We start from the raw sequence: 12,045 nt of genomic DNA on the forward strand, positions 1-12,045 counted from the left end.
TTCACTACCCAGAGCCATAGAGGCTGAAATCTTCTCAGACGAAGAGCTTGCCGACCTTACAGGCTATAAACAGCGAGCCCATCAACGGAAATGGCTTCGCGACCGCAACTGGGTCTTCATCGAGAGCCGTGGGGGCCGTCCGTTAGTTGGGCGCATGTACGCTCGCATGAAGCTTGGTATGACCAATCCAGTACTTACTGAACAGCTGCCACCGCCGACGCGGCCAGCTTGGACACCTGACTTCTCCAGGGTGAACTGAGATGCGCCCTCGAAATACAGAAAACAGGGACTTGCCACCCGGAATGGTGCGACGCAAACGCCCTCGTAAGAACGGCAAAGTGTGGGTCGGCTACTACTACAGAGACTCGACAGGAAAAGAAATCTCGCTTGGCGGAGACCTGAGTAAAGCCAGATTGAAGTGGGCAGAGCTTGAGGCCAAGGAAAAGCCAGCCGATCTGACGATGATGAAGGGAATCTTTGATCGATACGCCCGCGACGTCATCCCGAAAAAAGGCGAGCGTACCCAAAAGGACAACATGGCCGAGCTCAAACAATTGCGGCCCATGTTCGACGGAGCGCCCATCGACTCAATCACACCAGCCAGTATCGCCGGATACCGCGACGCTCGTACCGCCAAGGTACGGGCCAATCGGGAAATCGCCCTACTCTCCCACGTTTTCAACATGGCGCGAGAATGGGGTCTGACCGAGCGGGAGAACCCGTGCCAGGGCATCCGCAAGAACAAGGAGACGCCGCGTGACTACTACGCCAATGCCGCAGTTTGGGATGCGGTCTACGGGATGGCTGAGCCGGAACTCAAGGAAGCCATGGACCTGGGCTACCTGACAGGCCAGCGGCCAGCAGACGTGATCGTCATGCGCAGGGACGACGTTGAGGGCGATTACTTCTTGGTCACGCAAGGCAAGACAGGGCTCAAGCTAAGGATTCTGATGTGCACAGAGGAGGGAGAAAACAGCTTGGGTAGGTTGATTCGGGAAATTACGGAGAGGAATGCGGGTCACGTCTCGAAGTACCTGCTGATAAACAGACACGGAAAGCGAATGACGAAGGGAATGCTGCGCTTGCGCTGGGACAAGGCGCGGGAGAAGGCTTGTGCCAAAGCAATCGAAAAGGGCGATCCGCTCCTCGCCGCGAAGATTGGCGGTTTTCAGTTTCGCGACATCCGACCGAAAGCGGCATCGGAAATCATCGATATTGGCGATGCAAGCTTGCTTCTAGGACACAGCAAGCAGGAGATCACGAAGCGTGTTTACAGGAGGATTGGCGCCACTGCTAAACCATCAAAATAGGCAAAGTTTCGGAACGCCTACCCGAAAGTTTCGGAACGCCTCTCAAAAACCGTCGTTTCCCACCCAAACCCCAGAAACACAAAAGCCCCGCATTTGCGGGGCTTTCGTTTGAATCTTGGCGGGAAACCAGGGATTCGAACCCTGGGAACGCTATTAACGTTCGCCGGTTTTCAAGACCGGTGCATTCAACCACTCTGCCAATTTCCCTTGTGCATCACAGGATTAGGGTAGCCCATCCTGTCTCAGCGGGCGCCATAATACCCGAATGAAACACACTGTCAAACTCTCGCCATCGCTTGTTACAGAGCGTCTGTTATGATCTTTGCGACTGAACGTTTCAAAACCGAAGGAGTGTCGCCATGCGCGAACAGAATTACGCAGTGAATGGTAACGCGCAGGCTGAGCAGCTTGAAGTCAGCCGCGTGTTGCGCAACACCTATGGCCTGCTCGCCCTTACCCTCGCATTCAGCGGCTTAATGGCGTTCGTGGCCCAGCAGATGCACGTCGGCTACCCGAATATCTTTGTCGTACTGATCGGTTTCTATGGCCTGTTCTTCCTGACCAACAAGCTGCGTGACTCGGCCTGGGGCCTGGTGTCGGCGTTTGCCTTGACCGGTTTCATGGGCTTTATCCTCGGCCCGATCCTCAACCGTTACCTCGGCATGGCCGGTGGTGCGGAAGTGGTCAGCTCGGCGTTTGCCATGACCGCCCTGGTGTTTGGTGGTCTGTCGGCCTACGTGCTGGTCACCCGCAAGGACATGAGCTTCCTGGGTGGCTTCATCACCGCGGGCTTCTTCGTGTTGCTGGCGGCGGTGGTGGCGGGCATGTTCTTCCAGATCAGCGGCCTGCAACTGGCGATCAGCGCGGGTTTTGTGCTGTTCTCCTCCGTGTGCATCCTGTTCCAGACCAGCGCCATCATCCACGGCGGTGAACGCAACTACATCATGGCGACCGTCAGCCTGTATGTGTCGATCTACAACCTGTTTATCAGCCTGTTGCAGATCTTCGGCATCATGAGCCGCGACGACTGATTTACTCGCTGCATAAAAAATGCCCCGTATCGAAAGATGCGGGGCATTTTTGTTTTCGGGGTATCAGTACTGGTTGGGTTCCATTTCCAGCTCGACCTTGAAACGCTGGGCGATGTCGCGCTGGATACGCTGGGCCAAGTTGGCAATATCGTGCCCTGTGGCGCCGCCATAGTTGACCAGCACCAGCGCCTGCAAGGCATGCACGCCGGCATCGCCGTCACGAAAGCCCTTCCAGCCGGCCTTGTCGATCAGCCAGCCAGCGGCCAGCTTCATCTGCCCATCCGCCTGTGGGTAAGCCACCAGGTCCGGATACTGTGCCTGTAACTCTTCAGCCAGGGCTTTGGACACCAACGGGTTCTTGAAGAAGCTGCCGGCATTGCCAAGCACTGCCGGGTCGGGCAATTTTTCGCTACGGATGCTGCAAATCGCGCGACTGACATCGCTCGGTGTCGCCTCGGTGATCCCCTGCCCTGCCAGGCGCTGCTGCACTGGGCCGTAGTCGAGCTTGAGGTGGCTGGCGCGGCTCAGGGCAAAGCGTACCCGCAGGATCAACCAGCGCCCGGTTTCGTGCTTGAACAGGCTGTCGCGGTAGGCAAAGTTGCATTCTTCCAGGCTGAAATCGCGCAACTCGCCCGTCTGGCGATCGAGGGCGGTCAAGCCGGCAAAGACGTCCTTGATCTCCACACCGTAGGCACCGATGTTCTGCATGGGGGCGGCACCGACGGTGCCGGGGATCAGGCTGAGGTTTTCCAGACCACAGAAGCCCTGCTCCAGGGTCCACAGCACAAACGGGTGCCAGGCCTCGCCTGCTTCGGCTTCGACCACCACCTGCACGCCATCATCCTGCAGCACGCGAATACCCTGGGTGGCCATGCGCAACACCAGGGCAGGAATGTCCTGGGTCAGCAGCAAGTTGCTGCCACCGCCGATCACCAGCAAGGGCAACGCCTGGGTCGACGCATAGGCCAGTGCCTCGCGCACATCGGCGTCACTGCGGGCCTCGGCGAACAGTCGGGCACGCACATCAATGCCAAAGCTGTTGAATGGCTTGAGCGACACCTGCGCCCGCACTTGCAAGGTCATAACCGCCCCTTCAATTCGATCACCAGTAAATCACACGCCCGCTCGATCAGGTCCAGGACCCGTTCGAAGCCTTGTTCGCCTTCGTAGTAGGGATCCGGCACCTCGTCCACTTCAGCCTCATAGCGCCGCAGAAACAGGTCCAACTCCGCCTTGCCCTGGCCGGGCTGCATGGCCTTGAGGTTGCGCAGGTTGCTGTGGTCCATGGCCAGGATCAGGTCGTAGCGCGCAAAGTCGGCGCGGGAGACCTGCCGGGCCCTCTGGGCCGACAAATCATAGCCGCGCACCAGCGCCGCACGTTGGCTGCGCTGGTCCGGCGGGTTGCCGACATGCCACTCGCCGGTGCCGGCGGACGCTACGTCGACCTGCCCCGCCAACCCGGCTTCGCGCAATTTATGGCGCAGTACGCCCTCAGCGGTGGGCGAGCGGCAGATATTGCCCAGGCAGACAAACAGAACCTCCATCAGGCCCCCAGCAGGCGACGGACGCGCTCAAGGTCTTCCGGGGTATCGACACCCGCAGGCGGTGCTTCCAGAGCATCGCCCACGTGGATGCGTACGCCGTGCCAAAGGGCTCGGAGTTGCTCCAGGGATTCGGTATTTTCCAACCAGCACGGCCCCCAGCTGACGAAGTCATGCAGAAACCCCGCACGATAGGCGTAGATACCTATATGGCGACGATACGGCACGCCTTCCGGCAGCAGGTCAGGGTTCCTGGCGAAGGCGTCGCGCGCCCAGGGCAAGGTCGAACGGCTGAAGGTCAGCGCCAGGCCGTTGACATCACTGACCACCTTGACCACGTTCGGGTTGAACAGGGTGTCGATGTCTTCAATCGGCTCAGCCAGGGTCGCCATACGCGCTTCACCGTGGGCGGCCAGGTTGGCGGCCACCTGGTCGATCACGCCCGGCGGGATCAACGGCTCGTCGCCTTGCACATTGACCACGATGGCGTCTGGCGCCAGGCCCAACTGCGTGGCCACTTCGGCCAGGCGATCGGTGCCGGAGTTGTGATCTTCACGGGTCAGCACCGCTTCGGCGCCGAACCCTTTGCAGGCTTCGATGATGCGCGGGTCATCAGTGGCCACCACGACACGCTCAGCGCTGCTTTTGCAGGCCTGCTCCCACACCAGCTGGATCATCGGCTTGCTGCCGATCAGTTGCAGCGGCTTGCCCGGCAGGCGTGTCGAGGCGTAGCGGGAAGGAATGACAACGGTAAAGGCTGTGGTCATTTATCCAGGCGCTCGTCGGTGGTCAGGGTGCGGGCTTCGCTTTCCAGCATTACCGGGATGCCATCACGGATCGGGTACGCCAGGCCGGCGCCCTTGCTGATCAGCTCGGTTTTATCGGCGCTGAGCTTGAGCGGGCCTTTGCAGATCGGGCAAGCGAGGATGTCGAGCAGTTTGGTGTCCATGAGTGTTTCCTGGAAAAAAGCGTTTAAGGCAAAAGACGGGCGGGCAGCAGGCGCATCAGCTGCGTGTCGAACCAGGCGACGAACGCCGGCGACGGCACCGCATCCACCGCAAGGTACCACCAGTCGGGCTGGGCAAAGGCGCGGCACTTCACCGCGTCCTTCTCGGTCATGACCAGTGGCAATGACGGGGTAAAACTCAAGACCTCGGCACTGTAGGGCGCATGGTCGGCGAAAGCATGGGGAATCGGCTGCCAGTGTAGCGTTTCGAGGGTGTTGAAGAAACGTTGCGGGTTGCCGATACCGGCAACCGCATGTACCTGCTGCCCCTCAGGAAAATACGCCAGCGACTGGCGCTCGCCGCTGTGCAGGTTGACCAATGCGGTAGGTTGCAGGCGAAATCCAAAGCCGTCGTCGCGATCCGAGCCAGCACCGTTGTAGAGCAGTGCATCCACACTGTGCAAACGCTCAACCGGTTCGCGCAACGGCCCCGCCGGCAGGCAACGGCGATTGCCCAGGCCCCGGGCGGCGTCGATCAGCACCAGTTCCAGGTCACGGGCCAGGCGGTAGTGTTGCAGCCCGTCGTCGGAGAGGATCAGGTCGAGGGTCTCGCTGGCAAGCAAGGCCTGCACCGCACGACTGCGGTCGGGATCGATCATCAGCGGCACGCCGCAGCGCTGCACGATCAGCAAAGGCTCGTCGCCCGCCACCGTGGCGCTGTGGCTCGCCTCGACGCGCCATGGCAACTGCGGCGGCTTGGCGCCATACCCGCGACTGACCACACCCACCCGCAGGCCACTGCGCCGACAGTGTTCGATCAACCACAGGATCAACGGCGTCTTGCCGGTGCCGCCCACGGTGATATTACCGACCACCACCACCGGCACCGGCGATTGATAGATCTCGCCCTCTCCCGCCAGGAACCGCGCGCGCTTGCGCTGCACCACCCGGCGATACAACGATTCCAGCGGACGCAACAACGCCAGTGCCGGATGGCCCTCGTACCAGGCCTTGAGCAAACGATCGGACATGGCCATCAGGGTTGGCTCGCCGCCTCGACAGTGCTCATGCGCAGATGGCTGAAACCGAGCTTGCCGGCAGCGTCCATCGCAGTGATCACGGCCTGGTGCTGGGTCTTGCCATCGGCACTGATGGACAACGGCATCTTGGTATCGCCGCCGGACTCTTTCTCCAGGGCCGCCATGAGGCTGGCGAGGTCGTTTTTCTCGAGCACCTGGTTATTCACCGAAAACGCGCCGTCGGCGCTGATGGCGATGTCCAGTTGCTTGACTTCCTGGTCTTCGGCCGGCGAACCACTCACGGCTTCCGGCAGGTCGACGCGCAGTTCGGTCTGCCGGGTGAAGGTGGTGGTGACGACAAAAAACAGCAGCAGGATAAACACCACGTCGATCAACGACGCGAGGTTGATGTCGACATTTTCCCGTTGCTTGCGGCGAAATTTCACGCTTTGCCCCCAACCAGGTCCACATCACGGTCGCCCTGCACCACTTCCACCAGCTTGATGGCTTCCTGCTCCATACCGACCACCAGTTCATCGATGCGCCGCTGCAGGAAACGATGGAAGAACACCGAAGGAATACCGACCATCAGGCCCGCCGCCGTGGTAATCAGGGCCTTGGAGATACCGCCGGCCAGCACGGCCGCGTTGGTGGTCATGCCCGAGCCCATGAACGAGCTGAAAATATCGATCATGCCCAGTACCGTCCCCAGCAAACCGAGCAACGGCGCCATGGCTGCGATGGTGCCGAGGGCGTTGATATAGCGTTCCAGTTCATGGATGACCCGGGCGGCGGCCTCTTCGATGCACTCCTTCATGATCTCGCGACCATGCTTGGAGTTGGCCAGGCCGGCGGCGAGGATTTCACCCAGGGGCGAGTTGGCGCGCAGTTCCTTGAGTTTGTCCTTGTCCAGCTGCTTGTTCTTGATCCAGCTCCAGACCTGCCCCAGCAGATGCTCGGGGGTGACGCGACTGGCGCGCAGGGTCCACAAACGTTCGGCAACGATGCCGAGTGCGGCGATGGAGCTCAGGATGATGGGCAACATCATCCAGCCGCCAGATTTGACCAATTCCCACACAGTGAATGTCCCCTCGAAAAAGTGCGCCACTTTACCATATAGGTTCGGCGGCGGGGTTCGTCGGCCATGGACCCGTCTGTCCCAGGCGCCGGCCTTTGGCATGGCCGGCTCAGGGTAACGTTTCGCGCCAAAAACGGCGTTGACTACGCGCAACAGTGGGTGGCTGGAAAGCCCCTAATTGCACGCGCACCGCGCCCAGCTCGGCACTGTCGTATATCTGGCTGCCCAGTCGCTGGTAGCGCTCCACCACCTGCGGGTGAGGATGGCCGAACGCATTGCCACGCCCACGGGAAATCAGCACCGACGTGGGCGCCAGCCGCTGTAGAAAAGGCCACGACGACGAACTGCGGCTGCCATGGTGAGGGGATTGCAGCCAGTCGGTGTGCACGGCCAACGAAGACGCGAGAAATGCTCGCTCGGCAGCCCGATCAATATCCCCCGTGAGCAGCAGCCGCTCACCGTTGGCCTGGACCTGCAGAACACAGGACTTGGGGTTGCCATCAATCGCATCAGGCCACTGCCACAGCTCGAATGCCACACCGTCCCACTCCCACTGTTCGCCGCTGACGCAGGGCTGGGTGGCGAGAAACGCGGGCAACCCCTCGGTTTCACCGCCCACGACACGCCGGATCGGCAACCCTCGGGCAACAGCCGACGCCCCACCGGCATGATCGGCGTCGGCGTGGCTCAGCAGCATCATATCCAGCGTCCCGACGCCGAGCTTTTTCAACGCGGGCACTACCACACGGGCACCGAGGTCAACCGTCCCCGAACGCGGGCCGGCATCGTAGAGCAACGTGTGATGGCGGGTACGCAGGATCAAGGCCTGACCCTGCCCGACATCCAGCTGTACCACCTCCATCCGCCCATGGGGCACGAGCTCGCGGGGTGGAAACACGGCCAACAACAGCAGTGGCAAGCCCAGGGGCCGAAACGGCACGCCGCTGGGCAGCAATAACAGCACCGCGCCGACCAGGCTGATCAGCCAGTAACCCAGGGGCACTTCGGCCGGTATCCAGGCAGGCATTAGCCCAGCGAGCCATGCCAAGCCCCGGAACAACTCGTCAAGCGCCCCACCCGCCAGCCACAACAAGCCCTCACCCGCATACGGCAGCGGCAACAATGTGCTCCCCAGCAACGCCAGGGGCAACACCACCAGGCTGATCCACGGCACGGCAACCAGGTTGGCCAGCGGCGCACTGACGCTGACGGGCAAGCCGAGCACCAGCAACACAGGAAACAGACCAACGGCAATCAAGCACTGGGGACGTGTCCATGCCTGCCAGACACTCCACGGCCCCAAGCGCCCACCAAATCCCAGGACCAGCACCGCGACAGCCATGAAGGACAGCCAGAATCCGGGTTGCAGGCTGGCCAGTGGCTCCAGGATCAGCACGCCATTGAGTGCCAGCAACAACGGCCACCAGAAGCCCAGATGACGAAAGCGCAGGCGCCACAACAACACCAGCCCCACCATGACGCAGGCCCGTTGCACCGGCACGCCAAACCCTGCCAGCAGGCCGTACCCCAGCGCGGCGGCAAACCCCAGGCCGCACGCCCACGGCAGCCACGGCCAGGTGCGGGGCCAGCAGCCGTAGCGTGCAAGTAGCGCGACCAAGCCGTAGATCAACCCCGCCAGCAAGCCAATGTGCTGGCCGGAAATCACCAACAGGTGCACCGTGCCGGTGTCCTGCAACACCTGCCAGTCTTCGGCCGCCAGCCCGGAGCCATCCCCCAGCACCAAAGCCGCCAGGCCCGCCTCGCGGCCTTGGGCATCCACCGCCATCAGGCGTTGGCGGACCGTGTCACGCCAGGCATGACGCGCCGGCGCCAGGCGCTCACCATCCTTCACCGAGCCGGTGGCGCCAATGCGCTGGGCCAGCAGCCAGGCCTCCTGATCGAAACCGTGAAAATTGAGCAGCCCGGCAGGCCGTTTCAGCGTCACGGCCAGACGCCAGCGCTCGCCACTGCGTACCGGCGGCCCGCCGTGCCAAAACACCCGGATGCGCTTGGGCAACCGGGCGTTGCGCGCCTGGCTGTCGGCCAGCTCAAAACGCACGCCCGTCCCTGTCTGCTGCGGCAACCCGGTTACACGGCCTTCCAGCCATCGCGTCTGGCCATCCAGCACCGGCCGTAGTCGATCATCCAGCGCCCACTGCGCGCTGATGCAGGCCCAGCTCAAACCCAGCAGGAAAAATGCCAGTGGCGACGTACGAAAAGGCAATAGCATCAATGCCAGCACCAACATGGCTATCAGCCACCCCGTCGACGGCAACGCCGGTAGAAAGCGCAAGGCAAGCAGCCCCAGCGCGAGCGCGAACATCCCTGTCTTCATGAACCCTCCTTTTCAAGTGATCCACTCAGTCTTAGACGAGGGCCCAGCGTGTCCTATGATGTTTTGTCACAAAGTCTGAATTTTCTGTTTATAGAATGCGGGCATACTTGCCCCTCGAACTGACCTGGACCCCCTATGCCTCGGCGCTTATTCAAACGGTACATGCCCGACCCCACCAGTATCAGGGAACACAAGTCATTACAGTTTCTTGGCACGTTGCTGCACGACCCGAACCTCTGGCACCTGAATCGGCACTCCGTGGCACGCGCCATGGCCGTGGGTTTGTTCGCGGCGTTTATCCCGATCCCATTGCAGATGCTGCTGGCGGCAGTGCTGGCGATCACCGTGCGCGGCAATATGCCCATCGCCATCAGCCTGGTATGGCTGACCAACCCGATCACCATGCCGGTGGTGTTCATCTGCACCTACATGACCGGCGCCTGGCTGATGAATGTGCCACCGCGCAGCCTGCCCGACGACCTGACCTGGGAGTGGATCAGCGGCCAGTTGAGCACGCTGTGGCAGCCCTTCCTGCTGGGTTCGGTGGTGTTGGGGCTGGTGCTGGGCGCACTGGCCTACTGCCTGACCATGGGGTACTGGCGCTGGTGGGTCGCGCACCAATGGAAAAAGCGCAAGCAGCGCCGAGGCTGAGACCTATCGCGCCGGCAACCGCAGGTGCACACGCAGGCCCTGGCCGGTATTTTCCGCCCACAGGCTGCCGTCCTGGCGTTGCACGGCATTGCGCGCGATGCTCAGGCCCAGCCCGAAGCCACCATCGCCGGGCCTCGAACCGTCCAGCCGCGTAAACGGCGCAAAGATTCGCTCCAGATCCTGCTCATCGATTCCCCCGCCCTGGTCTTCCAACCAAAGGTGCCAATACTCCCCCTCGCGGCATCCATCCAGGCACACGCCCCCCTCCGCCGGGGAATGGCGTATGGCGTTGCGCAGGATATTCTCCAGGGCCTGGGCCAGGGCATTCAGGTTGCCCCGTACCCAACTGTCGGCGCCCAGAAGGCAGGACAGCCGCGACGCCGGCCAACCGCTTTCAAAGCACGCGTTCTCGCGCAGCATGTCCCACAGCGCCTGCACCTGAATATCTTCTTTGGGCAGCGGCGCCCGCTCGGTATCCAGCCAGGCCAGTTGCAGGCTGTCTTCCACCAGGCGCTGCATGGCATCGATCTCCCGCCCCAGCCGCTCACGCAGGCGCGCAAGATCCTGCTCACTGTCACAGGCCACCCGCAAACGGCTCAAGGGCGTGCGCAGTTCATGGGACATGTCCCTTAACAGCTGCTGTTGCAGCATCACCGTACCCTGCAAGCGCTCGGACATATGATCAAACGCGCGCCCCAGCTCGCCCAATTCGTCCTGGCGGCTGGTGGCGTCGTGGGACATCCGCGTATTCAATTGATCGGCACGCCATGCGTTGGCCTGCTCGCGCAGTTGATTGAGGGGCATGATCAGCAACCGATAGAGGCCGATGCACAGCAACAAGGTAAAGAGGCCGGGAATCACGCCGTTGGTCAGCACCCGCCAGAACAGTTGGTAGCGCCCCGGCATAAAACGCTGCGGCAGTTCAATCACCAGCGAACCGGCGCCCGGATCCACCGCAAACGGGATCTTCAACCACGGCAACCCCTTGACGTGGCGGCTGACCGGCCAATCCAGGCCCCGCAGAAAGGTCAGGCGCTGGCTTTCCGTGTCGGTCAGCGGGTAGCTGCTCAACGACTGCAAGTCATTGCCGATCACCCCGATCCACGTGCTTTCGCGCTTGCCCATTGCCTGCAGCCACGCATCGACGCCGGCATTGCCGCTCTGGTTCCAGGCCTGCTCGGCGCCGACCGCATAACCACTCAAGGTGCTCCTGGCCTCATCGGACAGGTAGGCGTTCTTTTGCTCCATGTACCGGCCCCAGGACCAACTGAGCCAGATCATCAGCAAACAGAAGGCGATCAGCAGGCAGGCGAGCTTCCAGAATAACGAGTGCCTGCCCGGCAGCCGTTTCAGTGATGCCTCAAAGCCCATCGTCGTGACCGCTCAGCACATAGCCCTTGCCCCACACCGTGCGCACCTCACGCTCGCCGTAGCCGATGGCCTTGAGCTTGCGGCGGATCTGGCTGATATGCATGTCGAGGCTGCGATCATGGGGCGCATAACCCCGTTGCAACACGTGCTGGTAGAGGAAGGCTTTGCTGAGGACTTCTTCAGCGTTGCGATGCAGGGTTTCCAGCAGGCGATATTCGCTGCGGGTCAGGCCCGCCCAGTGGCCTTGATGAAAAACATCGCACCGTTCATCGTCGAAACGCAGGGTGCGGGTATCCTCGCGCACGGGCGCAAGCGTCGGCAACGGGCGCCGATCCAGGGCCACCCGCCGCAGGATGGCTTCGATACGCACGCGCAATTCAACCATGCTGAAGGGCTTGGGCAGGTAATCATCGGCACCCAGGCGAAAACCGCTGACGCGATCGGTTTCAGCGCCCAGGGCCGACATCAGGATCACCGGAACCGAATGGCTCCGGCGCAGATGGGTGAGGATCGACAAGCCATCCAGGCCCGGCAGCAGAATATCCATCAATACCACGTCGAATGCCTGGTCGCGCGCCATCTCCAAGCCCTGCTGACCGTTCTGGCACCAGGTGACCTGGAAGCCACAGCGCCCCAAATGCTCATGCACATAGGCACCCAGCACGGGGTCATCTTCAATTGTGAGGATACGGGGTAGGCCAACTGCTGCGGGATTCATTAGCGTCTGCAAGTCATTCTCAATCACTGATTATTCAAGATAACC

At 61.7% G+C, this 12,045-nt stretch carries 14 protein-coding genes and 1 tRNA gene; 4 read left to right on the forward strand and 11 right to left on the reverse strand.

What is annotated here, in order from left to right; genetic code table 11:
* Nucleotides 1–16 precede the first annotated feature (16 nt).
* Nucleotides 17–259 (forward strand): DUF4224 domain-containing protein, encoded by a 243-nt coding sequence (locus tag BLW22_RS17505; RefSeq protein ID WP_074848192.1) that lies wholly within the window; start codon nucleotides 17–19, stop codon nucleotides 257–259.
* 1 nt (nucleotide 260) lies between these two features.
* The gene (locus tag BLW22_RS17510; protein ID WP_074847164.1) at nucleotides 261–1,310 is read left to right on the forward strand and encodes a tyrosine-type recombinase/integrase; all 1,050 of its coding nucleotides are present in this window, start codon (nucleotides 261–263) and stop codon (nucleotides 1,308–1,310) included.
* A 116-nt stretch (nucleotides 1,311–1,426) separates the two neighbouring features.
* On the opposite strand, the gene BLW22_RS17515 is transcribed toward BLW22_RS17510, so the two are convergent.
* Nucleotides 1,427–1,517, reverse strand: a tRNA-Ser gene (locus BLW22_RS17515).
* 152 nt (nucleotides 1,518–1,669) lie between these two features.
* On the opposite strand from BLW22_RS17515, the gene BLW22_RS17520 reads away from it, so the two are divergent.
* Nucleotides 1,670–2,341 carry a Bax inhibitor-1/YccA family protein gene (locus BLW22_RS17520; RefSeq protein WP_027607314.1) on the forward strand — a complete coding sequence of 224 codons (672 nt, stop codon included), beginning with the start codon at nucleotides 1,670–1,672 and terminating at the stop codon, nucleotides 2,339–2,341.
* A gap of 63 nt (nucleotides 2,342–2,404) precedes the next feature.
* On the opposite strand, the gene murB is transcribed toward BLW22_RS17520, so the two are convergent.
* From murB to BLW22_RS17560, 8 genes are all read right to left on the reverse strand, one after another.
* Complete coding sequence (gene murB / locus BLW22_RS17525; protein ID WP_065927095.1) at nucleotides 2,405–3,424, reverse strand: UDP-N-acetylmuramate dehydrogenase; 1,020 nt, start codon at nucleotides 3,422–3,424, stop codon at nucleotides 2,405–2,407.
* Nucleotides 3,421–3,885 carry a low molecular weight protein-tyrosine-phosphatase gene (locus BLW22_RS17530; protein ID WP_065948337.1) on the reverse strand — a complete coding sequence of 155 codons (465 nt, stop codon included), beginning with the start codon at nucleotides 3,883–3,885 and terminating at the stop codon, nucleotides 3,421–3,423. Before BLW22_RS17530 ends, murB begins: the two co-directional genes overlap by 4 nt.
* The gene (kdsB, locus tag BLW22_RS17535; protein WP_065927093.1) at nucleotides 3,885–4,649 is read right to left on the reverse strand and encodes a 3-deoxy-manno-octulosonate cytidylyltransferase; all 765 of its coding nucleotides are present in this window, start codon (nucleotides 4,647–4,649) and stop codon (nucleotides 3,885–3,887) included. Before kdsB ends, BLW22_RS17530 begins: the two co-directional genes overlap by 1 nt.
* Complete coding sequence (locus tag BLW22_RS17540) at nucleotides 4,646–4,831, reverse strand: Trm112 family protein (protein WP_003174668.1); 186 nt, start codon at nucleotides 4,829–4,831, stop codon at nucleotides 4,646–4,648. The genes kdsB and BLW22_RS17540 overlap by 4 nt, the downstream gene beginning before the upstream one ends.
* Before the next feature lie 23 nt (nucleotides 4,832–4,854).
* The gene (gene lpxK / locus BLW22_RS17545; RefSeq protein ID WP_074847165.1) at nucleotides 4,855–5,865 is read right to left on the reverse strand and encodes a tetraacyldisaccharide 4'-kinase; all 1,011 of its coding nucleotides are present in this window, start codon (nucleotides 5,863–5,865) and stop codon (nucleotides 4,855–4,857) included.
* Nucleotides 5,865–6,293, reverse strand: coding sequence for an ExbD/TolR family protein (locus BLW22_RS17550; RefSeq protein ID WP_027607319.1), 429 nt, complete (start codon nucleotides 6,291–6,293; stop codon nucleotides 5,865–5,867). Before BLW22_RS17550 ends, lpxK begins: the two co-directional genes overlap by 1 nt.
* The gene (locus tag BLW22_RS17555) at nucleotides 6,290–6,925 is read right to left on the reverse strand and encodes a MotA/TolQ/ExbB proton channel family protein (protein ID WP_027607320.1); all 636 of its coding nucleotides are present in this window, start codon (nucleotides 6,923–6,925) and stop codon (nucleotides 6,290–6,292) included. The genes BLW22_RS17550 and BLW22_RS17555 overlap by 4 nt, the downstream gene beginning before the upstream one ends.
* A 109-nt stretch (nucleotides 6,926–7,034) precedes the next feature.
* On the reverse strand, nucleotides 7,035–9,260 hold the full coding sequence (locus BLW22_RS17560) for a ComEC/Rec2 family competence protein (protein ID WP_235865596.1): 2,226 nt from the start codon (nucleotides 9,258–9,260) through the stop codon (nucleotides 7,035–7,037).
* A gap of 135 nt (nucleotides 9,261–9,395) precedes the next feature.
* Between BLW22_RS17560 and BLW22_RS17565 the strand changes: the two genes are divergently transcribed.
* Complete coding sequence (locus BLW22_RS17565; RefSeq protein ID WP_027607322.1) at nucleotides 9,396–9,911, forward strand: DUF2062 domain-containing protein; 516 nt, start codon at nucleotides 9,396–9,398, stop codon at nucleotides 9,909–9,911.
* A gap of 3 nt (nucleotides 9,912–9,914) precedes the next feature.
* On the opposite strand, the gene BLW22_RS17570 is transcribed toward BLW22_RS17565, so the two are convergent.
* Nucleotides 9,915–11,282: a sensor histidine kinase gene (locus BLW22_RS17570; protein ID WP_074847166.1), complete on the reverse strand. Its 1,368-nt coding sequence runs from the start codon at nucleotides 11,280–11,282 to the stop codon at nucleotides 9,915–9,917.
* Nucleotides 11,272–12,000 carry a response regulator transcription factor gene (locus tag BLW22_RS17575; RefSeq protein ID WP_074847167.1) on the reverse strand — a complete coding sequence of 243 codons (729 nt, stop codon included), beginning with the start codon at nucleotides 11,998–12,000 and terminating at the stop codon, nucleotides 11,272–11,274. The genes BLW22_RS17570 and BLW22_RS17575 overlap by 11 nt, the downstream gene beginning before the upstream one ends.
* Nucleotides 12,001–12,045 lie beyond the last annotated feature (45 nt).

This window comes from Pseudomonas marginalis, assembly GCF_900105325.1.
GTDB classification, from domain to species: Bacteria; Pseudomonadota; Gammaproteobacteria; order Pseudomonadales; family Pseudomonadaceae; genus Aquipseudomonas; species Aquipseudomonas marginalis.

What these genes read in the sequence shown, in the direction of transcription:
- BLW22_RS17520 (WP_027607314.1), top strand. Translation starts at nt 1,670, where the DNA reads ATGCGCGAACAGAATTACGCAGTGAATGGTAACGCGCAGGCTGAGCAG.
- BLW22_RS17540 (WP_003174668.1), bottom strand. Translation starts at nt 4,831, where the DNA reads ATGGACACCAAACTGCTCGACATCCTCGCTTGCCCGATCTGCAAAGGC.
- lpxK (WP_074847165.1), bottom strand. Translation starts at nt 5,865, where the DNA reads ATGGCCATGTCCGATCGTTTGCTCAAGGCCTGGTACGAGGGCCATCCG.
- BLW22_RS17570 (WP_074847166.1), bottom strand. Translation starts at nt 11,282, where the DNA reads ATGGGCTTTGAGGCATCACTGAAACGGCTGCCGGGCAGGCACTCGTTA.
- BLW22_RS17565 (WP_027607322.1), top strand. Translation starts at nt 9,396, where the DNA reads ATGCCTCGGCGCTTATTCAAACGGTACATGCCCGACCCCACCAGTATC.
- murB (WP_065927095.1), bottom strand. Translation starts at nt 3,424, where the DNA reads ATGACCTTGCAAGTGCGGGCGCAGGTGTCGCTCAAGCCATTCAACAGC.
- kdsB (WP_065927093.1), bottom strand. Translation starts at nt 4,649, where the DNA reads ATGACCACAGCCTTTACCGTTGTCATTCCTTCCCGCTACGCCTCGACA.
- BLW22_RS17510 (WP_074847164.1), top strand. Translation starts at nt 261, where the DNA reads ATGCGCCCTCGAAATACAGAAAACAGGGACTTGCCACCCGGAATGGTG.
- BLW22_RS17530 (WP_065948337.1), bottom strand. Translation starts at nt 3,885, where the DNA reads ATGGAGGTTCTGTTTGTCTGCCTGGGCAATATCTGCCGCTCGCCCACC.
- BLW22_RS17575 (WP_074847167.1), bottom strand. Translation starts at nt 12,000, where the DNA reads ATGAATCCCGCAGCAGTTGGCCTACCCCGTATCCTCACAATTGAAGAT.
- BLW22_RS17560 (WP_235865596.1), bottom strand. Translation starts at nt 9,260, where the DNA reads ATGAAGACAGGGATGTTCGCGCTCGCGCTGGGGCTGCTTGCCTTGCGC.